Annotated in this window: 24 protein-coding genes; 16 read left to right on the top strand and 8 right to left on the bottom strand. The window is 53.0% G+C overall.

Annotated features, from left to right (window positions below):
* Positions 1 to 62: 62 nt before the first annotated feature.
* Positions 63 to 437, bottom strand: coding sequence for a helix-turn-helix domain-containing protein (locus A3193_RS13965; RefSeq protein WP_069003651.1), 375 nt, complete (start codon positions 435 to 437; stop codon positions 63 to 65).
* Between the two features lie 240 nt (positions 438 to 677).
* On the opposite strand from A3193_RS13965, the gene lgt reads away from it, so the two are divergent.
* Genes lgt through folA form a run of 3 tightly spaced genes read left to right on the top strand, consistent with a single transcriptional unit; the run spans position 678 to position 2,898 of the window.
* Complete coding sequence (lgt, locus tag A3193_RS13960; RefSeq protein ID WP_069003652.1) at positions 678 to 1,517, top strand: prolipoprotein diacylglyceryl transferase; 840 nt, start codon at positions 678 to 680, stop codon at positions 1,515 to 1,517.
* Between the two features lie 57 nt (positions 1,518 to 1,574).
* Entirely contained in the window at positions 1,575 to 2,369 is a 795-nt protein-coding gene (locus A3193_RS13955; RefSeq protein WP_069003653.1) for a thymidylate synthase, read from the top strand.
* A gap of 22 nt (positions 2,370 to 2,391) precedes the next feature.
* Positions 2,392 to 2,898 carry a type 3 dihydrofolate reductase gene (folA, locus tag A3193_RS13950; protein ID WP_268802802.1) on the top strand — a complete coding sequence of 169 codons (507 nt, stop codon included), beginning with the start codon at positions 2,392 to 2,394 and terminating at the stop codon, positions 2,896 to 2,898.
* A gap of 53 nt (positions 2,899 to 2,951) precedes the next feature.
* Here the strand turns inward: folA and A3193_RS13945 are convergent, their stop codons facing one another.
* Together A3193_RS13945 and apaG are read right to left on the bottom strand one after the other, a co-directional pair.
* Positions 2,952 to 3,773, bottom strand: a complete 822-nt coding sequence (locus tag A3193_RS13945) for a symmetrical bis(5'-nucleosyl)-tetraphosphatase (RefSeq protein WP_069003655.1) — start codon at positions 3,771 to 3,773, stop codon at positions 2,952 to 2,954.
* Positions 3,774 to 3,922: 149 nt separating this feature from the next.
* The gene (apaG, locus tag A3193_RS13940) at positions 3,923 to 4,306 is read right to left on the bottom strand and encodes a Co2+/Mg2+ efflux protein ApaG (protein WP_139116893.1); all 384 of its coding nucleotides are present in this window, start codon (positions 4,304 to 4,306) and stop codon (positions 3,923 to 3,925) included.
* 273 nt (positions 4,307 to 4,579) lie between these two features.
* Here apaG and A3193_RS13935 point away from each other — a divergent pair, with 273 nt between their 5' ends.
* Both A3193_RS13935 and A3193_RS20585 read left to right on the top strand, forming a co-directional pair.
* Positions 4,580 to 5,053 (top strand): ankyrin repeat domain-containing protein, encoded by a 474-nt coding sequence (locus A3193_RS13935; RefSeq protein WP_069003656.1) that lies wholly within the window; start codon positions 4,580 to 4,582, stop codon positions 5,051 to 5,053.
* A gap of 130 nt (positions 5,054 to 5,183) precedes the next feature.
* Positions 5,184 to 5,339: a hypothetical protein gene (locus tag A3193_RS20585; protein ID WP_155523021.1), complete on the top strand. Its 156-nt coding sequence runs from the start codon at positions 5,184 to 5,186 to the stop codon at positions 5,337 to 5,339.
* Positions 5,340 to 5,409: 70 nt separating this feature from the next.
* Here the strand turns inward: A3193_RS20585 and coq7 are convergent, their stop codons facing one another.
* The gene (gene coq7, locus A3193_RS13930; RefSeq protein WP_069003657.1) at positions 5,410 to 6,054 is read right to left on the bottom strand and encodes a 2-polyprenyl-3-methyl-6-methoxy-1,4-benzoquinone monooxygenase; all 645 of its coding nucleotides are present in this window, start codon (positions 6,052 to 6,054) and stop codon (positions 5,410 to 5,412) included.
* Positions 6,055 to 6,220: 166 nt separating this feature from the next.
* Complete coding sequence (locus A3193_RS13925; protein WP_069015089.1) at positions 6,221 to 7,423, bottom strand: (Fe-S)-binding protein; 1,203 nt, start codon at positions 7,421 to 7,423, stop codon at positions 6,221 to 6,223.
* A gap of 208 nt (positions 7,424 to 7,631) precedes the next feature.
* Between A3193_RS13925 and A3193_RS13920 the strand changes: the two genes are divergently transcribed.
* From A3193_RS13920 to A3193_RS13870, 11 genes are all read left to right on the top strand, one after another.
* The gene (locus tag A3193_RS13920; RefSeq protein WP_069003659.1) at positions 7,632 to 7,940 is read left to right on the top strand and encodes a (2Fe-2S) ferredoxin domain-containing protein; all 309 of its coding nucleotides are present in this window, start codon (positions 7,632 to 7,634) and stop codon (positions 7,938 to 7,940) included.
* A 316-nt stretch (positions 7,941 to 8,256) separates the two neighbouring features.
* Positions 8,257 to 10,092 (top strand): Ig-like domain-containing protein, encoded by a 1,836-nt coding sequence (locus tag A3193_RS13915; protein WP_141694537.1) that lies wholly within the window; start codon positions 8,257 to 8,259, stop codon positions 10,090 to 10,092.
* A 191-nt stretch (positions 10,093 to 10,283) separates the two neighbouring features.
* Positions 10,284 to 11,099 (top strand): ABC transporter ATP-binding protein, encoded by an 816-nt coding sequence (locus tag A3193_RS13910; protein ID WP_235615005.1) that lies wholly within the window; start codon positions 10,284 to 10,286, stop codon positions 11,097 to 11,099.
* Positions 11,099 to 11,878, top strand: a complete 780-nt coding sequence (mlaE, locus tag A3193_RS13905; protein ID WP_069003662.1) for a lipid asymmetry maintenance ABC transporter permease subunit MlaE — start codon at positions 11,099 to 11,101, stop codon at positions 11,876 to 11,878. Before A3193_RS13910 ends, mlaE begins: the two co-directional genes overlap by 1 nt.
* Before the next feature lie 2 nt (positions 11,879 to 11,880).
* The gene (gene mlaD, locus A3193_RS13900) at positions 11,881 to 12,360 is read left to right on the top strand and encodes an outer membrane lipid asymmetry maintenance protein MlaD (RefSeq protein WP_069003663.1); all 480 of its coding nucleotides are present in this window, start codon (positions 11,881 to 11,883) and stop codon (positions 12,358 to 12,360) included.
* The gene (locus A3193_RS13895; protein WP_069003664.1) at positions 12,350 to 12,685 is read left to right on the top strand and encodes an STAS domain-containing protein; all 336 of its coding nucleotides are present in this window, start codon (positions 12,350 to 12,352) and stop codon (positions 12,683 to 12,685) included. Before mlaD ends, A3193_RS13895 begins: the two co-directional genes overlap by 11 nt.
* A 210-nt stretch (positions 12,686 to 12,895) precedes the next feature.
* Positions 12,896 to 13,222, top strand: coding sequence for a thioredoxin TrxA (trxA, locus tag A3193_RS13890; RefSeq protein ID WP_068989632.1), 327 nt, complete (start codon positions 12,896 to 12,898; stop codon positions 13,220 to 13,222).
* A gap of 182 nt (positions 13,223 to 13,404) precedes the next feature.
* A complete protein-coding gene (gene rho, locus A3193_RS13885; protein ID WP_069003665.1) occupies positions 13,405 to 14,661 on the top strand; it encodes a transcription termination factor Rho in 1,257 nt (418 codons plus the stop codon).
* Between the two features lie 316 nt (positions 14,662 to 14,977).
* A complete protein-coding gene (murU, locus tag A3193_RS13880) occupies positions 14,978 to 15,652 on the top strand; it encodes an N-acetylmuramate alpha-1-phosphate uridylyltransferase MurU (protein WP_069015086.1) in 675 nt (224 codons plus the stop codon).
* 17 nt (positions 15,653 to 15,669) lie between these two features.
* Positions 15,670 to 17,088, top strand: coding sequence for a glutamate-cysteine ligase family protein (locus tag A3193_RS13875; RefSeq protein WP_069015085.1), 1,419 nt, complete (start codon positions 15,670 to 15,672; stop codon positions 17,086 to 17,088).
* Positions 17,089 to 17,111: 23 nt separating this feature from the next.
* Complete coding sequence (locus A3193_RS13870; protein ID WP_069015497.1) at positions 17,112 to 18,134, top strand: M14 family metallopeptidase; 1,023 nt, start codon at positions 17,112 to 17,114, stop codon at positions 18,132 to 18,134.
* Positions 18,135 to 18,152: 18 nt separating this feature from the next.
* Here A3193_RS13870 and A3193_RS13865 read toward each other — a convergent pair whose 3' ends face one another.
* From A3193_RS13865 to lipB, 3 genes are read right to left on the bottom strand one after another with little or no spacing between them, the layout of a single operon-like run.
* Complete coding sequence (locus A3193_RS13865) at positions 18,153 to 18,908, bottom strand: YdcF family protein (protein ID WP_069003668.1); 756 nt, start codon at positions 18,906 to 18,908, stop codon at positions 18,153 to 18,155.
* Positions 18,909 to 18,923: 15 nt separating this feature from the next.
* On the bottom strand, positions 18,924 to 19,910 hold the full coding sequence (gene lipA, locus A3193_RS13860) for a lipoyl synthase (RefSeq protein WP_069003669.1): 987 nt from the start codon (positions 19,908 to 19,910) through the stop codon (positions 18,924 to 18,926).
* Positions 19,903 to 20,556 (bottom strand): lipoyl(octanoyl) transferase LipB, encoded by a 654-nt coding sequence (lipB, locus tag A3193_RS13855; protein ID WP_069003670.1) that lies wholly within the window; start codon positions 20,554 to 20,556, stop codon positions 19,903 to 19,905. The genes lipA and lipB overlap by 8 nt, the downstream gene beginning before the upstream one ends.
* Positions 20,557 to 20,558 lie beyond the last annotated feature (2 nt).

Raw genomic sequence — 20,558 nt, 5'->3', positions numbered from 1 at the left:
GAGGGGAAATTAAAAAGCCGGGATGTACCGCAATCATCCCGGCTGGAGCTTAGGAAGCTGAGCTACTTCTTGTTCGAGTGAAGCAGAACCTGCTCGAAGATGTTGCGTTTGATTCTACTGCGAATCGGTTCCGGCAGATTGTGCCAGGCTTTGGCCACTTCTATGGATTCGTCATCCATTACGGCGGAGGAGCTCTCACCGAACATCAGCCAGGCTGGATTGACATCCAAAACCTGAGCGATTTCATCGATTTTTCTGGGGCGCAGACTTTTCCCGTTTTCAATCTTTTGAATGACGGCCTGATTGGTACCGGCGCGCAGAGCCAGTTCCTCTTGCGTCCAGCCTCTTTCCCGTCTTTTTCTGCGTAGTCTAGAGCCTAGAGTATCCATTTCCCGCGGTATATAGGTTTCAAATTTTTGTGCGTGTACGTAGCTCATTGTCCTTCCCGTTGGATGCCTAAAGGTTGTTGCATCGTCTTGTATCTGGTAGCGGCGCTTCTAACGAAAACTTGACACTCCGGATTTGTCCGTCATGACGCCTGTGAAATTAATTCCAGTACATGGGAATAATGTGACTAAGTTCACAGTATCCTAACATGGGCTGTGTGTCAGAAAATCGCAGATATCCAAAAAAATGTCACATTAGAGAATGGGATTCCTGTGATAACATGCCGACCCATGCTGACTTACCCCGACATAGATCCCGTAATCGTGACCCTGGGGTCAATCGACATCTATTGGTACGGTGTGATGTATATGATTGGCTTCTTCGGTGGCTGGTGGCTTGGGCGTATCCGTGTCGGCAAGCCCGGTATCGTCTGGAGTGCCAAGCAGGTGGACGATATCGTCTTCTACATTGTGCTCGGTGTGGTCGGTGGTGGCCGAATCGGCTATCTGCTGTTTTATGATCTGCAGAGCTTTCTGGCCAATCCGCTGATCATTTTTATGGTTTGGGAGGGCGGAATGGCCTTCCACGGCGGTTTGATCGGTGTGTTGCTGGCCATGTGGTATTTTGCTCACAAAGAGGGGCGGACCTTTTTTGAGGCAACCGACTTCATCGCACCTCTGGTTACCATTGGTCTGGGTGCCGGTCGTTTGGGTAACTTCATCAATGCGGAGCTCTGGGGGGGTATCACCTCCCTGCCCTGGGGTATGCAGGTGCCCTGTGTTGAGTCCGACAACCTCTGTGCCCGTCTGGGTCTGCCACCGGACACGGTCCTATCGCCTCCGGTGCATCCCAATCAGCTCTACGAATTCCTGCTGGAAGGTGTACTGCTGTTTACCATCCTCTGGCTCTTCTCTGCCAAGGCCAGGCCGAGGATGGCGGTCTCCGGATTGTTTCTGATCTGCTACGGGATATTTCGCATCGCCATCGAGTTTGTTCGTCTGCCGGATCTGCACATCGGTTACCTGGCGTTTGACTGGCTGACCATGGGGCAGCTGCTGAGTGTGCCGATGATTCTGTTTGGTGTGTTGTTGCTCTATCTCGCCTACCGAAGAGATCCAATGCCTGCTTGATGCCCGATACATAACCTATTATTGTGCCGGGTTGAAACCAGATTTATAGGCAACAGCATGCAACAGTATCTTGATCTTATGCGCCATGTGCGGGATTTCGGGGTTACCAAGGAGGATCGAACCGGTACGGGTACCCGCAGTGTATTCGGTTATCAGATGCGCTTCGATCTCTCACAAGGGTTTCCTCTGCTGACCACCAAAAAGCTGCATCTGAGATCGATCATCCATGAGTTGCTGTGGTTTCTGCAAGGCGACACCAATATCCGCTATCTGAAGGAGAATGGGGTCAGTATCTGGGATGAGTGGGCTGATGAGGATGGCAACCTTGGACCTGTCTATGGCTATCAGTGGCGCTCATGGCCAACCCCGGGCGGTGGCCATGTTGACCAGATCAGTCAATTGGTGGAACAGATCAAACACAATCCGGATTCAAGACGTCTGATCGTCTCAGCCTGGAATCCGGCCCAGGTCGATTCCATGGCTCTGCCTCCCTGCCACTGCCTGTTCCAGTTCTATGTGGCCGAGGGTCGACTCTCCTGTCAGCTCTATCAACGCAGCGCGGATATATTCCTCGGTGTGCCGTTCAACATTGCTTCTTATGCCCTGCTGACCATGATGGTGGCTCAGGTCACCGGCCTCAAGCCGGGTGAGTTTGTGCATACGTTTGGCGACGCCCATCTCTATCTTAATCACCTGGACCAGGTGGAGCTGCAGCTCTCCCGGGAACCGAAAGCCCTGCCTGGCATGTCGATCAATCCGGAGGTGAAGGATATCTTTGCGTTTCGCTTCGAGGATTTTGAATTGACCGATTACGATCCCCATCCCCATATCAAGGCTCCGGTCGCGGTTTGAACCATATAAATAAGGTGTCGATGTGTCGATAATCTCGCTTATCACAGCTATGGCTAATAATGGTGTGATCGGTCGCGATAACCGCCTTCCCTGGCATCTGCCTGCCGATTTGCAGCACTTCAAGTCACTGACTCTGGGAAAACCGATCCTGATGGGGCGCAATACCTGGGAGTCCCTGCCCGGACTACTGCCCGGCAGAAGGCATATCGTGGTGACCCGAAATGAGGCCTATCTTGCCCCTGGTGCTGAGGTAGTGCACTCGGTAGAGGAGGCTTTGGCGGCCGTGCAAGGGGAGCCGGAGATCATGATCGTTGGTGGCAGCCATTTTTATGCGGAAATGCTGCCCAGGGCGGATCGCCTCTATCTGACCCTGGTGGATGCAGATGTTGAGGGGGATGTGCGATTTCCTGAAATCGATTGGCAGGAGTGGCAGGAAGTGGCGCGTCAAAATCATTCCGCAGATGAAAAGAACGCCTATGACTACGCATTTGTTAACCTGGTCCGACGTACTTCCGTAGCTGACGATTGATATCGGCTTGAGTGGGTAGCTGATGAAACCGCAAATTGTATCAGTATGATTGCTTATCTGGCTGGGCAGCTTAGGTGGTAGGGTTTCGGTGGTTTGCGTTTCCTCAGTTTCAGCGCGGTGAGCTGGCCACCCCAGAAGCATCCACTATCCAGTGACCAGACATTGTCGATCTGTCGATACCCCAGCGTCGACCAGTGACCGAACAGAATCATCTCATGCCGGCTTTTTCTTCCGGGTACCGCATACCAAGGGATGGAGGCATTCAGATGTTGTTCCGGTGAGCCTTTGTCACGCATCGACAGTCGGCCATCCCGGGTGCAGTAGCGAAGTCGGGTGAAGCAGTTGGTGATGAAGCGTAATCTCTCTATGCCTCTGAGGTTCTCCCGCCATTTATCCGGTTTGTCGCCATACATCTGCTGGCAGAAGTCGTGAAATCCCGGACCGCGAAGTGTCTTTTCCAGCTCCCGGGCGCAGCTCAGTGCTGTCATGATATCCCACTGGGGTGGCAGGCCGGCGTGCACCATACTGACGTTGCGCTTGGCGTGGTGGACCATGATTGGGCGATGACGTAGCCAGTCGATCAGTTCGTGACTGTCCGGAGCCTCGAGAATATCCATCAGGCTGCTCTGTTTCTGATGGGTGCGGTTACCCTGGGAGATGGCCAACAGGTGCAGGTCGTGATTGCCCAATACGCAAACGGCCCGGTCGCCCAGGGATTTGATGAAACGCACTACCTGAAGTGATTTTGGTCCCCGGTTCACCAGGTCGCCGGCAAACCAGAGCTTGTCTTTGGCTGGATCGAAGCGTATCAGCTCCAACAGCTTTTGCAGTTCATCATAACAGCCCTGTACATCCCCAATTGCATAAATAGCCATAGTTGTTCTTGTTATTGCCTGGTTTAATCTGTGGCGGTTGCCTGTTGGATGCTCAAAGCTGTGCGAAGAATGTGTCTGTTTGGGAAACTAACGGCCTGTGGAGTGAAGTTGGATGAGCCCAGTCTATGATTCATCCACGGACTATTGAATCAGTGAAGACTGCCGGGGCGGGCCAGAGAAAAAGCCGGGATCAGCGCGTCAAAATGGTTCCCATGGGCGTCGATCATATCGTAACTGCCCTGCATGCTGCCGACTGGAGTATCCAGTACGGTGCCACTGGTGTAACGGAAGGTCTCTCCCGGATTGAGTTGTGGCTGCTCTCCAACAACCCCTTCGCCACGGACCTCCTGGGTTTTGCCGTTGGCGTCGGTAATGATCCAGTGACGATTCATGAGGCGAGCGGAGGATTCTCCGTCGTTGCGGATGGTTACCGTGTAGGAAAAGACAAATCGCTGCTCTTTGGGCAGAGACTGGGACTCGATGTATCGAGTCTCAACCTCAACTTCGATATGGTGCTTCGTTTCCTTTTCCATCTTCTTCATCAAATCTGATCGTTTATCTTGCTCTGCTGTCTGCATCAATAGTTCTCATTGATTAAAGGGTACTGGGGCGCAGTGGGTAGTGCAATAGCGGACGGGTTATTGGTCATCCACTCTGTATGCTATTTGGCCACATCCTCAGGATTAGGTTCAGCCGGCTCAATGATATAGGAATTGTCTTGCTTTAGGGGAGGCTTGAGAATTCTATCAAGAAATAAATTCCGGTGCCGATACGCTGATCAGGAAACATTACAGGAATCCGGCTAAATGAGAGTTGGTCTATTGCTTCTACTTTGCTTTGTCGTCCCGCTAGGCAGTGCGGTCGAACTGACTCCTGAGAGTCAGGCGCTGCTTGCTGCCGCAACTTTCGGCGAAGTGGAACGGGTCAATGATCTGCTGTCACAAGGGGTTGACGTCAACACGAAAAACCCAACCGGCCGCTCAGTTCTGCATATTGCGTCGTTCAACGGCAATCTGCAGACCGTACGCGCCCTGTTGGCTGCCGGTGCTGATGCTAACCTGGCCGATGGTGCCGGTCTTACGCCATTGATGGAAGCGGCGTCCTTTGGTCATCTTGAGGTGGTGCGGTTGCTGATACAGCGTGGTGCTGATGTCAATGCGGCGGATCAGGCCGGGAACACGCCACTGACCCTGTCAAATCGGGGACGTCATACTGAGGTCTCCGCGCTGTTGACTGAGATGGGCGCGACTGAGGGTGGCGGCAAGGAAGTGAAGAAGTAGTGCGAGGTACTTCTCACAAAACCCGATATTTTGCGATGTTTCCCCTGCGACAACGTGATGTGCGTCTAAGTAAACAACGTAATGCACGTGAATAATTGTTAATAAGTCATTGATTGGACTTGTAAGAGAAATGAAAAGGCAACATCTTCATCATAAACCAGACTTCTTTGCCGTGGTGGTGGTGTTGGTCATGATAGGCTTTGGTTTGACGTTGGCTGTTCAGGTTGGGGCTATTGATCGGCATGAGGTGGTACACAGCGAAGTATCCCAGGCTGAGGCCGGATAATCCTGAAGTCTGCGGTTATCTGTCTGATAGCTTACCTGGTTTGATCCATACCTGAATCCAGGGTGTCGGGTCATAGATAAAATACTGACCTTGTCATCAGTTTGGAGGTCAGTTTCATCGCCGTTTTAATCGGTTGGGGGAGCTCGGCACCGCCTGCCTTCAGGGCCAGTTCGGCATGTTCGGCTTCATCCGTTTTCATCTGCTGTAATACAGCATGGGTCCGCTTGTCCTGTTGTGGGATACGGTTGATATGCTCGTCCAGATGGGCGCCTACCTGGTTTTCTGTCTCGGCCACAAAGCCCAGGCTCCATTTGTCACCGGCCAATCCGGCTGCGGCACCAAGCATGAATGAGCCGGCATACCAGAATGGGTTGAGCAGGCTTTTACGATTGTCCAGCTCAACCAGTCGCTTTTCACACCATGCCAGGTGGTCATTCTCCTCCTGGGCCGCTCTCTCCATCTGCTCTCTGATTTGCGGCAGTCGGGCGGTCAGTGCCTGGCCCTGGTAGAGTGCCTGGGCACATACCTCACCGGTATGATTGATCCGCATCAGGCGTGCGGTCAGGTCCCGCTCCTGATCCGATAGATCGGTCTCATCGATGCTGTCTGCAGGATTGGCTCTTTCTGTGACCAGGGGTCTGCCGAACAGGGTTCGAACTGCACTGTCCACGCCCATCAGCAGGTGGTCTGCCATTTTGTAATCACGTTCACTCATGTGCAAACCTTAGCCTTAAACCGAGGGGTTCTTCAACTTTGTTTGATTGGCTCAGCGATCGATTCGTTCAATTTTACCGCTGTGTTGCTGTCGGCTGGCAAAGGTGTTGTGGTCATTCGTGATGAGTACCAGTTTGTCAGGGGTTTTTGTACGCCTTGGAGACGGATTATTTGTTTCCCGTGCCGGTGATGGCCCACTGCTTGTAGATCAACTCGATCGGATGGCGTACCTCAATGGAGAGCCCGGCTTGTCTGATCTGCTGGCGAAACTGCATGGCACAACCGGTACTGGTGGTAATCAGGATTTTCGCACCGCTGGCTTTCAGGTGGGTTAATTTCATCTCACCGAGCTGATTGGAGAGTTCCGGTTGGGTGAGTATGTAACTTCCTGCCGCGCCGCAGCATAGCTCATTCTCAGCCAATTCAATCAATTCAAGCTGTGGGATCTTATTGAGTATCCGCCAATCCGAGCTGTCCCGTGAAGAGCAGGGGCGGTGCAGAACCGCCCTGATTGGCATGGGAGCCAGTTCGGGCATCTCCCTGTCGGGCAGATGCAACAGAAAATCGGAAATTGAGACCAGTGGCAGCCGGCTTGCCTGCTGATCCGCCAGCTCCAGATGGCATGCGGTGGCCAGGGTGATCAGGTATTGCGCACTGCTTTTGGCAGTCTGGGTACGGATGGTGTCGCACTGCTGTTCGGCCTCTTCGATAAAGCCGTTATGTCGATGCATGGCACCACAACACTCTGTGCCGGTAGGGATATCGATCGCATAACCCAGGCCACACAGTAATTGGATGGCGTTCTGAACCAGGTTGTCATCGATTTTTGAGCCAATGCAGCCGGTGAACAGCTGTACTTTTTTCCCCGTTGGTTTTGTTGATGGATAGAAACCGGTTCGATCCACAGCGGTTGGAGGCAGTTGCTCTGCCATGGTGAGTAGCTGCCTGAAACGGGGCGCTGGCAGTTTTTTAGCCAGGGCAAGTAAGCCTGATTGACGTATCGCATGATACAGGCGTATCCAGTAATTGAGTCTGCCGTTATGACTCAATTGATGGAGAAGTCGTTTCAGCAGCGGTTTTTTTCGATGTTCAGTGGCAATCGATGAGCGGCTGGCGTCCAGCAGGCTGCCATATTTCACCCCGGACGGGCAGGCGGATTCACAGGCCCGGCAATTGAGGCAACGGTCAAGATGTTGTTCCGCATGGGAGTCTATGTCGATCTCTTTTTTCGCCAACGCCTGGATCAGACTGATCCGGCCTCGAGGTGAATCAGCCTCGCTGGCGAGCAGTCGATAGGTTGGGCATACAGTCAGGCAGAGACCGCATTTTACGCAGCGGTCTGCTTCAACAAGCAGGTCTTCAGGTGTCACAACGGGCAGCGTTTCCGGAAAAGATCGGCCATTTTACCTGAATCGTGCTGTCAATTGGAGATATCATGATGATTTGGCGTCTAACCGGAAGCATCCGGCAGGTTGGTTGATCTGGTTGAGGAGAGTGGCTCCAGTCTCTAATATTGGACATGATCTTGAACAACGGGTTCTGCGAACAGCTTCCACTCCATAACGCCGAGGTTATGCCATGTCCTACTATCGTCACCACCTCTTTTTTTGTGTCAATGAGCGACAGGATGGGCGCCCCTGTTGTGGCAGCCATGGCAGCAAGGCCATGCGTGACTACCTGAAGGGGCGGGTCAAGGAGCTGGGTTTGACCGGGCCTGGAGGGGTAAGAGTCACCACCGCCGGCTGTTTTGATCGCTGTGATCTTGGGCCGGTTCTGGTGATCTATCCCGAAGCGGTCTGGTATACCTTTGTGGACCGTGACGATATTGACGAGATCTTACAGCGCCACCTGATTGAGGGAGAAATCGTTGAGCGGCTGACCGTGTAGCTGGCCGATCCGGGTTGCTACTGGGCAATCTGTAGCTTTTTCAGGAACTAAGTCATGTTTTACGGATTGGCCTGCCAGATTTTCCTAAAGCGGCAAACGATGCTGCCGCTACTCAGTAGAAGTTGAGGATTGAGTGGTGTAGAGTGGCTTGCCGCTACGAACGCTAAAGCGTGACGCGGGTTGGTATTGGAGTGAAAAAATAGCCATTTCATTGCTTATAATCCCTTGCATTAGCCGAGTGATTGTATACTATTAAGAAATTAGTCTAAGTTTCCTCACTTAATGGACTGTTTCGTATGGGATTTTGGAGTTTGCCATGTCAGGTTTAGCCCGTTTAGCTACCCCTTTTATTCTTATGTTAGCGCTCGTCGCCTGTGGCGGTGGAGATGCTGAAACCCCGTGGGATAGCAGTGGTGGTACAACCGGAACCGGTGACACCATCGATGATGCAGGAACCAGCGGGGCAACCATATTTCTTGGTAATGGCTCAGGATCCTCTTTCGAAATTGGTGAGCTGAATATTGCGGTTACCTCTCTCTCTGCCGGTGGTCAGACTTCTGTCAGGGCAACCTTGGCTGATGTCGAGGGCAATCTTTATCAGGATAGCGCTACCGTCACATTCACTACCGACTGTCTGGCATCCGGGTTGGCTACTATAGATTCATCCGTAAGCACTTCAGATGGTGTTGTGACGGCAACTTATATTGCCCAGGGCTGTTCTGGCTCTGACACGGTTCGTGCCACAACCACAGTGAATGGCAATACATCTACGGCAGATGGAACAATCACTATCCAACCGGCAGAGATTGGTTCAATGCAGTTTGTTTCCGCAGAACCATCGGTGATTGGTATCCGCGGCGTAGGTTTGACGGAGGTCTCCAAGGTTTCGTTCCAGGTACTGGATACCAACGGCAATCCGGTTTCCCAGCAGGTGGTTAACTTCTCGTTGAATACAGATATCGGTGGGGTTGCAATACCAGCTGGATCTATTAAGTCAACCAGTGATATCGACGGTATTGTCAGAACCGATGTGAAATCGGGTACCGTACCCACGACGGTACGTGTAACTGCCTCATTGGAATCCAATCCTTTAATCTCAACCCAGTCAGATGGCTTGGTCATTTCCACCGGCGTATCAGACCAAAACAGTATTTCGTTGAGTGCGGAAACGCTAAATCCAGAAGGGTTGAACATTGATGGCACTGAAGTTGATATTACCGTGCATGCATCAGATCACTTTAACAATCCTGTTCCTGACGGAACTGCCGTATATTTCACAACTGAGAGTGGTCAGATTCAATCGCAATGCCAAATAGATGATGGTGCCTGCACTGTAGTCTGGACGAGTTCTAACCCTAGGCCGTGGGATGACTTATTGCCTGGTGGTATGGGGCGGGCAACTATATTGGCAACCATGCTAGGTGAAGAGTCATTTGTCGATGCGAATGGTAATGGTGTACTGGACTCTGGTGATACGCCGTTCGCGGATATTCCGGAAGCCTTTCGTGATGATAATGAGGATGGTGTACGAGATCCGGTGTCAGAAGAATTCGTTGATTTCAATAATAATAATACTTACGACGGGGTCGGTGTTGATCCAAACTACAATGGTGCGCTCTGTTGTGATGCGGCAGCGGTTGCTGAAGCCCAAACGGCGGTTGCCGCAGGGGAAGATCCTGGTGTCTGCTTCGGGGTCACACCTGTATCTGTAGTCTCATGCAGCGCAGAGAAGAATATCAGTGTCCGGGATAGCCTTGTGCTTGTTATGTCAGAATCCTTTCCTGAGATTTTACTGGATGGTGTGAATGTTGCTGTCGATAGTGGATTTCTGATAATTGACCTGACTGCGGCTACTACGATTTCAACCTATAACTTTACAATCAGAGGCGCTGTAACCGGGCAGGTAATGCCTGCCGGGACAACCATAAACTTCTCGACCACCAACGGCACTATTGAGACAGCCAGTAGCTTTGTTATTCCCAGTACCAATGCAAATGCTCGTTTGGCATCACAAGCAAGTGTTGTTGACTATCGAGTCGCATTGGTTCCAACGGAAAATAGAAACCCTGGTGATGAAACAGGTGTGCTTACAATCCGTGTGACAACACCAAGTGGAGCAACGACAACTGGCTATGTCATTGTGAACGATTAACCGCTGACGGTCATTTCATACAAAAGCCCTGTCTTTTTGGCAGGGCTTTTTTATTGGGAGGTATTATTAAAGACAATCTACAACTCCATTCTGCAGTAACATATAAGGGTTATAGCTTGACGCCTCATCACGACAAAGACACAATGCAATCCATCTGCCCCAGATGCTGAGTATGAAGCTCTGAAATCATAGTGAACAATTCACCACCGCTCGTAAAAATCAGAGATCTGCACTTTTACCATGGAGATCGCCCGATATTCCAAGGGGTCGATATCGATATCCCCCGTGGCAGGGTGACTGCCATCATGGGCCCCAGTGGTACTGGAAAGACCACCTTACTCAAGCTGATCGGCGGCCAGTTACGCCCAACCCGGGGCACCATCGAGGTCGATGGTCAAAATGTGCATAAACTCTCCCGTAAGGCGCTCTATCAACTGCGGATGCGGATGGGCATGCTGTTTCAAAGCGGAGCTCTGCTGACCGATCTCTCGGTCTATGACAATGTGGCTTACCCGCTGCGGGAGCACACCAATCTGCCGGAGTCGATGATTCGCCGTCTGGTGCTAATGAAACTCGAAGCGGTCGGTCTGCGGGGTGCCAGGGAACTGATGCCCTCGGAGCTTTCCGGCGGCATGGCCAGGCGGGTCGCCCTCGCCCGTGCGATTGCTCTGGATCCCATGATGGTGATGTACGATGAGCCGTTTACCGGTCAGGATCCAATCTCCATGGGGGTGTTGGCGCAACTGGTGAGACGCTTGAACGATGCGGTCGGTTTGACCAGTATCCTGGTCTCCCATGATGTTGAAGAGACGGCTGGTATCTCCGATCTGATCTATGTCCTCTCCGGTGGTAAGGTGATCGAGTCAGGTGCATCGGATGCCTTGATGGGCTCCAGTTCGCCAGCGGTCAAGCAGTTTATGGGTGGCTTGCCCGATGGGCCGGTAGGATTCCATTACCAGGCACCGGCCTTATCTGAGGACCTGCTGAGTATGCGGGGGGCAAAGTAGTGTTGGATCTCTTCGCCAGATTTGGTCGACTCGGTTTGGCTGCTCTGGAACGATTGGGGCGTGGTCACCTGTTGCTGTTACAGATTCTGTTGGGTTTGACCAGCCTGTTGCCTCGTCTGAAGCTGTTGGCTGCTCAGATCCATAGTATCGGTGTGCGTACCACCACAATCATTGTGGTCTCCGGATTGTTCGTCGGCATGGTGCTCGGCCTGCAGGGTTACTATGTGCTCTCCCAGTTCGGTGCCGAGGATAGTCTGGGGGTGATGGTGGCCGCCTCTCTGGTGCGTGAATTGGGTCCGGTGGTGACCGCGCTGCTGTTTGCCGGGCGTGCCGGTTCGGCGCTGACTGCAGAGATCGGTCTGATGAAGGCGACCGAGCAGCTTTCTGGTCTGGAGATGATGGCTGTCGACCCGATTCGTCGTATTCTCACCCCCAGATTTTATGCCGGGTTCATCTCCATGCCCCTGCTGGCTGCCATGTTCAGCGCGATTGGTGTGATCGGTGGCTATTTCGTCAGTGTGGGATTGCTCGGGGTGGATGATGGCGCCTTCTGGAGTCAGATGCAGGCCAAGATCGACTGGAGTGAGGATGTGCTCAACGGTGTGATCAAAAGCTTTGTGTTCGGTTTCGTCTGTGCCTGGATCGCCCTTTTTCAGGGATATGATACGATCCCCACATCGGCGGGTGTCAGTCAGTCGACGACACGGACGGTGGTTCACTCGGCACTCGCGGTGCTGGTGCTTGATTTCGTACTGACCGCATTAATGTTTGGAGGCTAATTATGCAGACAAGACAGCTGGAGATTACCGTCGGCTTCTTCATGGCACTGGGTCTTGTGGCGCTCTTTTTCCTGGCAATGCAGGTCAGTAATCTTGCCAGTATCTCATCCGATGAGGGTTATACGGTAACCGCCCGTTTCGATAATATTGGTGGACTGAAAGTGCGTTCGCCGGTATCCATGGCCGGTGTGAGAGTCGGTCGTGTGGTTGGCATCAGTTACGACCAGAGCAGCTTTGAAGCCGTGGTCACCCTGGCGATCGATCCTCAGTTCAATCAGATACCCGATGACAGCATCGCCAAGATCTATACCTCAGGGCTGCTGGGTGAGCAGTATGTCGGCCTGGATCCCGGTGGCAGTCTGGAGAGTCTGCAGCAGGACAGTGAATTGATGATGACTCAATCGGCACTGGTGCTTGAAGAGATCGTGGGGCAGTTTCTGTTCAGTAAAGCTGAAGAGAATGCCATATCTGATGAGCCCTGATAGCGTGAGCGAAGCAAAACTGGAGCGTGTGGGGGCCTTCCATTTCCAGCTGCATGGTGAGATGACCTTCGGTCATGCCAGGTCGCTACTATTACAGTCAGAAACCCTGTTTGCCAACTTGCCCGATGTGGAGATCGATCTTATGCGGGTGGTGAAGGCCGACAGTGCCGGACTCGCACTGATGCTTGAGTGGCTGGCCAGGGCGGCGGAACGGGATGCCAGGGTTGTCTTCACCAAGGTGCCTGAGACGATCTACTCAGTAGCTCGGCTCTGTCAGATTGAGTCACTGCTAACGGGACATATCGCGGAATCGAGTACCCTGTAACTTGATTTGTGACAATTTTTAGCGGATTGGTCTAGAATAGGCCTTGAAATAATCTCTGTTTTAAGATTCAATATTCAATCCTATCCAGTCATTCCCCCTCGATACTGTTACTTGTCACGCGGTGTATTACTGGATGCTTGGCATGAAGAATAGAAGCGGATCGACTCCGCTCAACACATCCCCAATCATTCAATTGGAGATCCTCAATCGATGAGTGAGCAGATTGTTCATATAACAGATGATTCTTTTGAATCTGACGTACTTCAATCAAGTCAGCCGGTGCTGATTGATTACTGGGCCGAATGGTGTGGTCCTTGTAAAATGATTGCGCCCGTACTGGACGAAATTGCCAAAGAATATGGCGATAAGCTGAAAGTGGCAAAGTTGAATATTGACGAAAATCCAAATACACCACCGAAATACGGCATTCGCGGTATACCGACCCTGATGTTGTTCAAAAACGGTGAAGTCGAGGCAACCAAGGTTGGTGCCGTCTCTAAATCACAACTTGTGGCATTTATCGATAGTAATCTATAACAGCATCAGGCGCAGGACGTTTCGCCACTGTCTGCCAACATCCGACCTCGTAGACTCCTCGCTCCGTTCAGGCCTGAGCTGATAACTGACAACGAAATCAAAAGCTAAATATCAACCAACCCATTACGGGCCAATTTCCTTCCAAACCAATTTCTCATCAACCAAAACACTCCTGAATCATTATGAACCTTACCGAATTAAAGAAAATGCCTGTGCCGGAACTGGCTGAACTCGCCACCAACATGAAAATTGAAGGTATGGCGAGGACACGAAAACAGGATCTGATCTTTGCCATTCTCAAAGCACATGCAAAAAAAGGTGAAAGTATCTTCGGTGATGGGGTGTTGGAGATCCTGCAGGATGGATTTGGCTTTCTTCGCTCGGCTGACAGCTCCTACCTGGCGGGGCCGGATGATATCTATGTTTCGCCGAGTCAGATTCGCCGCTTCAGTCTGCGCACCGGTGATACCATCTCCGGAAAAATCAGACCTCCCAAGGATGGTGAGCGCTACTTTGCCCTGCTTAAAGTAGACAAGATCAACTATGACAAACCGGAGAATGCCAAAAGCAAAATCCTGTTTGAGAACTTCACTCCACTGTTCGCCAATCAACGTTTCCATCTGGAGATCGGTAACGGCAGTACCGAGGATATCACCGCCCGTACCATCGATCTCTGCGCCCCCATCGGTAAAGGCCAACGTGGTCTGATCGTGTCTCCGCCAAAAGCGGGTAAGACGATGATGCTGCAGAACATTGCCCAATCGATCACCCACAACCATCCAGAGTGCTATGTGATGGTACTGCTGATCGATGAGCGTCCTGAGGAGGTCACGGAGATGGCTCGCTCGGTACGTGGCGAGGTGATTTCGAGTACCTTTGATGAACCGGCCACCCGTCACGTGCAGGTTGCCGAGATGGTTATCGAAAAGGCCAAGCGGCTGGTCGAACACAAACGTGATGTGGTGATTCTGCTCGACTCCATCACCCGTCTGGCACGTGCCTACAACACGGTTGTGCCCTCATCGGGTAAGGTCTTGACCGGTGGTGTGGATGCCAATGCCCTGCATCGGCCAAAGCGCTTCTTCGGTGCGGCGCGAAACGTCGAGGAGGGTGGTTCACTGACCATTCTGGCCACCGCATTGGTGGATACCGGCTCCCGTATGGACGATGTGATCTACGAGGAGTTCAAAGGTACCGGTAACATGGAAGTACACCTGGATCGTCGGATTGCCGAGAAACGTATCTTCCCGGCCATCAACATCAACCGCTCAGGCACCCGCCGTGAAGAGTTGCTGATGAAACCGGATGAACTGCAGAAGATGTGGATCCTGCGTAAGATCCTCCACCCCATGGATGAACTGGCAGCGATGGAGTTTCTGTTCGACAAACTCAAGGTCAGTAAGACCAATGATGAGTTCTTCGATGCCATGAAGGGTTGATATCGACCCAAACAGGCTGGATTCAAGATTAAAACAGTCCACAAATGATGGCGATTAAAAGCATATTTTTTTTGCGGAGTTGATGCTTAAGTCTGGCTGCCGCACGAAAAAGCTTTGTAGAGATTGAGTGGACACTATTTTGGTGTCGCTAGACGGCCCGGAAATTGCGTATTTGCGTTGTTAGCGTTCATTCTCAGACCTCCTTTTATCTTTGATCATCTGCCACTGTTATTGCTCGACTATACTTCCTAGAGGGTGTGGCTAAGCTGCGCACAGTCGGTTACAGTTGAACTTTCCACACTGATTCAACCAAACAATGAAAGCCATGATTCTGGCCGCAGGACGTGGAGAGCGGATGCGGCCGCTTACCGACTCTATGCCGAAACCATTGCTTCCTGTCGCGGGCAAGCCACTCATCGTTCACCATATCGAAAGGCTGGCAAAAGCCGGTTATCGGGAAATTGTCATCAATCATGCCCATCTGGGAGAGATGATAGAAGACCGCTTGGGCCGTGGAGATCAATGGGGGGTTGCTATCGACTATTCGGCTGAAGGTCAGGCACTTGAGACGGGTGGTGGTATCTTTAAGGCTCTCCCCCTGTTGGGTGATTCTCCATTCCTGGTGATCAATGGGGATATCTGGTGTGATGTGGATCTTACGCAACTCAATCTTGAGCCCGATGATCTGGCCCATTTGGTGTTGGTGCCCAATCCAGCGCATAACCCGCTCGGTGATTTTTATCTGCTGGATGAACGTCTCTCCGACGGGTCTGGAGAGATGTTAACGTTCAGTGGGATTGGACTCTATGACCCTCAACTGTTCAGTGGCTGTCGCGCCGGGGCATTTCCTTTGGCGCCATTGATTCGTCAGGCGATCAGCCTGGGTAGAGTATCCGGTGAGCTCCATGTGGGGGAGTGGATCGATGTAGGAACCCCGCAACGACTTGAAAAACTTGAGCAGAAACTCGACTCTTTCAGTAACAGTATCTAATTTTTAATAGGCACAGCATGGGCCAGGAGATTACCTCAAGTAATTTTACTGAAGCGGATATTGCTGAATTTCAGCGACGGTTGATTGTGGAAACCAGGCTGCTGGAAAGCTGGTTCAAAGAGGGGGTTTTCGACAGTCACGGAGATCTGGGTGGATTGGAGTTGGAAGCCTGCATCCTCGATCAGGCGGGTGAGCCTGCCCCACTGAATCAGCAACTACTGGCCGGTCTGGATGATCAGTTCGTCGTGCCCGAACTGGCAACCTTCAATGTAGAGATCAATACCACCCCTCGTCAGCTGCAGGCCGATGCGCTGGACCGGATGTTTGCTGAGTTGCAGGGAATCTGGCGTGAATGCAACGGGCGTGCTGAAAGTCTCTCCGCAAGAATGGGTATGGTGGGTATTCTGCCCAGTCTGCGACAAGCGGATCTCAGTCTTGAAAACATGTCCCCGCTGAACCGCTATCGGGCACTCAACGATCAGGTTTTCAAGCTGCGCCGGGGACAACCGGTGGAGTTGCATATCGACGGACGGGAGACACTTGATCTCTGCCATGATGATGTGATGCTGGAATCAGCCGCAACCTCTTTTCAGATTCACCTGCAGGTAGCGGCGAACCAGGCGGCCAAACTCTACAATCTGTCGAAAATCGTATCGGCACCGATGGTTGCCTTGAGCGCAAATTCACCCTACCTGTTTGGCAGAAGCCTGTGGGACGAGACCAGGATTCCACTGTTCGAGCAATCCATATCGGTGGGCGCTTCCGATTTGACCAAGCGGGTCAGCTTTGGCATTCGTTATCTCTACCAATCGATGATGGAGAATTTCAGCGCCAATCTGCAGCGCTACCCGGTACTACTGCCCAGATTGATGGATGAGCCGGTGGAGCGTTTGGCCCATCTGCGCCTGCACAATGGCACCATCTGGCGATGGAACCGCCCTTTGATCGGTTTCAATGAGCGACAGCAACCCCATCTGCGTATTGAACACCGGGTGGTGCCGGCGGGTCCAACTCTACCTGACATGATTGCCAATGCGGCGTTCTATTTCGGTCTGGTTACCGGTCTGGCAGAGCAGTATCAGCAGCCGGAGCGTGAAATGGGATTTATCAGAGCACGCAGTAACTTCTATCAGGCGGCCCGCTTCGGTTTGCAGTCACAGCTCTATTGGTTTGGTTGGCAGAGTATTCCGGCAGATCAGTTGATTACGGAGCATTTGCTGCCGATAGCCAAAACAGGATTGTTATCACTGAATATCGATCCCATCTCGGTGGCGTATTGGCTGGGGATCGTCGAAGCGCGGGTCAGACGGGGGCTCAACGGGGCTGACTGGCAAAAGCAGTGGGTTGCCAACTATGGTTTGGATATGCAGGGATTGACCCTGGCTTACCTGGAACGGCAGGAGAGTGGCAAACCGGTTCATGAGTGGAGTGTTTAGATGTTATCGGTGCTGTGGAAATCATGTTAACCCAATACGATCATATTCCTGACGGTCTGCTCACGCTGGAAGCCGATCAGCTGATCGGTCAGTTGCCAGGACCCAGCTTGATACACCTTCCGGGTCGCAAACCTCAGCCGCTGTTCGTATCTGTGTTGATGCATGGCAATGAGCATGTGGGATGGGAGGCGATTCGTCTGCTGCTGAAGCGTTACCAGGGGGGTAAGGAGCTGCCTCGCTCCTTGAGTCTGTTCATCGGTAATGTTGCTGCTGCGGCAGAGCATAAGCGGCTGCTACCCGGACAATCCGACTACAACCGGGTCTGGCCAGGATGCCAGGCGACGGAATCCGCAGAGCGGCGGATGATGGCACAGGTGGTCGACCTGATGCGCGAGCGAAAGCCTTTTGCCAGTGTCGATGTGCATAACAATACCGGTCTGAACCCGCACTACGCCTGTGTCAACAAACTGGACAGTGCTTTTCTCCATCTGGCGTTACTGTTCTCCCGAACTGTGGTCTATTTCCTCAGACCCAAGGGGGTGCAGTCGATGGCGTTTGCGGAACTCTGTCCATCGGTGACTCTGGAGTGCGGTAAGGTGGGTAGCGCCCATGGGGTGGAGCATGCGCTGGAGTATCTCGAGGCCTGCCTGCATCTGGCCGAACATCCTCAACACCCGGTGGCCCATCAGGATATCGACCTGTTCCATACCGTGGCGCAGGTCAAGGTGGCCGGCGATACCCGATTCGGATTCTCGCCTGGTGAGAGTGAGCTGGTGTTTGATCCCGATCTGGATCATATGAACTTTCGTGAGCTGCCCGCCGGAACCCTGTTCGGTTGGGTCAATGGTCGAGGTATTGAAGCATTGGATGTGAGGGATGAGCAGGGGGCTGAAGTGGCCAGGGACTATTTTCAGATCGATGATGGGCAGCTCTGTCTCAATCGGTCGGTTATGCCTTCGATGCTGACTAAGAATCTGGAGGTGATCAAGCAGGATTGCCTCTGTTATCTGATGGAGCGCTATACCGCCCACCTGGATCAACAGTGACCGCAGAGGTCCCGGTGACTATTTCAGGGAGTACCAAAAACGGCCAAGCAACTCATGCAGCCCAAACGAGATGTTCATCACCGCGGCAGCGCTGGGGATGAGCCGTTCGTGGAGTGGTCGCCTGGCGCTCTGATGGTATTCAAAATTGGTCGGGGCGGCGATGGCATCGACTCCATGACGCTGCAAGGCGTAGAGTGCTCTGGCCATGTGGGCAGCATCGGTGACCAGGATCACGCTCTCTATCTCCAGCCTGTCGAGCAGCCTGGCGATATAGCGCGCATTCTCCCAGGTGTTTTTACTGCGTTTGTCCAAATGCTGGACAGAGATGCCGAAATCCCGGTTTAACACCTGTTCGGCAATCACCGCTTCGGCAACCCCTGTTCCATCCGGTTTGCCGCCACTGGGAATGACCGGCAAGCCGGTTTGGCGTGCGATTCTGGCGGCATATCGCAGACGGCTGAGGTGGCGCATGCTGGCGGTGTCGGAGGCATATTCCGGGGCCTCCCGGTAGCGTCCGGCACCCAGAACCACGATCGCTGAAGCCTGGTTTTCAGCGAGTTGCTGCCTGTTCAGGGAGGGGTATTGCTGCAGATGGTTGAATAGCAGTTCAGCGGTAATGGGCAGACTCAAAAGCAGCTGCAGCAGCAGAGCGAAAACGACCAGTTTCCTGCCAAAGGCCGACCACCACAGGAGCAGTCCGAGCAGTCCCAACAGCAGGGTACCGGAAGGGGGGAGAATCAGATTTTCGATCAGTTGCGTATCAATGCCGTCCATCTGCGATCTACCGGGTCAGTTGCGGGATTCGGATTCCAGTAACGGATTGGCCTGTAGGTCCGCATGGTATGAGGATCTTACCATCGGTCCACTGGCAACACGGGTAAATCCCATCTCCTCGGCCTGTTTGGCCAGATCGTCGAACTCTTCAGGGGTGACGAATCGGTCCACCGGCAGATGGTCATGACTGGGTTGCAGGTACTGCCCGAGGGTCAGCATTTCGCAATCATGATCACGCAGGTCCTGCATGACCGCGAGAATCTCCTGCTTGCGTTCACCCAGTCCCAGCATCAGCCCTGATTTGGTGGGCACCCCGGGTTGTTGCTGTTTGAACCTTTTCAGCAGCTCCAGCGAACCCTGATAGTCGGCACCTGGACGTGCCTGGCGATAGAGCCTTGGGACTGTTTCAAGATTGTGGTTGAAGACATCCGGTGGAAACTCCAGCAGGGGTGTCAGCGCCTGCTCAACCCGTCCACGGAAATCGGGCACCAGCAGCTCGACGCTGGTATTCGGCATCTTCTCTCGGATCGCGGCAACGCATTGTGCAAAGTGGTTGCCGCCACCATCCCGCAGGTCGTCACGATCCACTGAGGTGATCACCACATATTTCAGCGCCATCGAGGCAATCGCATCAGCCAGATGCTCCGGCTCCTGGGGGTCCAGAGATTGAGGTTTACCGTGAGCAACATCGCAAAAGGGACAGCGCCGGGTGCAGATGTCTCCCATGATCATGAAGGTGGCTGTACCGTGTTGAAAACACTCACCAAGATTCGGACAGGCGGCCTCCTCGCAGACTGAGCTCAATCCCTTGTCACGCAGGATACGGCGGATACGACTGACCTCTTTGCCCAATGGCGCCTTGGCACGGATCCATTTGGGCTTTCTCAAGGTTGGTTGGTCCGATTCCACCTTCACCGGGATGCGGGAAAGCTTGGATTTGCCCCGCTGATGGCTCTCAGGTTTGGTTCGTGAAGGTGGCAGGAGGTCTTTGTTGCTACTCATCTAATTTGTCTGCATCCGGATCGGTGAAGCTGAGAGTGTAGCCTAAACCTGCAGCCAATTGTTGGGCCAATTCCCGGCCCAGACTGGGTAAATCGGATTTTACCCCAAGCTCAGTAAGTTGTGTGACCGCCAATCCGGGATAGCCACAGGGGTTGATCCGGGTGAATGGTTCCAGATCCATGTCGATATTCAGACTGAGGCCGTGATAGCTGCAACCCTTGCGCACCCGAAGGCCGAGGGAGGCGACCTTGGCGCCGTCGATATAGACCCCAGGGGCATCCTTGCTGGCGTTGGCTTGGATCGCATACTTCGCCAGTAGCCCGATCACGGCGGACTCCAGCTGGGTTACCAGGCCTCGGACTCCCAGGCGGGCTCTGCGCAGGTCGATCATAGTGTAGGCGATCAGCTGTCCCGGGCCATGGTAGGTGACCTGGCCGCCCCGGTCGCTGTTGACGATCGGGATTTCACCAGGATTCAGGATGTGTTCCGGTTTTCCAGCCTGACCCAGGGTGAAGACCGCTGGATGCTGCAACAGCCAAAGCTGGTCAGGTGTGCTGGGCGTACGCTTGTCGGTGAGCTCCTGCATGGCGCGCCAGCTGTCGCCGTAGAGCTGCAGGCCCAGCTCTTTTACCTCGAGTACGGGCACGG

It is taken from the genome of Candidatus Thiodiazotropha endoloripes (assembly GCF_001708965.1).
In the GTDB taxonomy this organism is placed as follows: Bacteria; Pseudomonadota; Gammaproteobacteria; order Chromatiales; family Chromatiaceae; genus Thiodiazotropha; species Thiodiazotropha endoloripes.
This window is presented reverse-complemented; position numbering and strand designations above follow the sequence as displayed.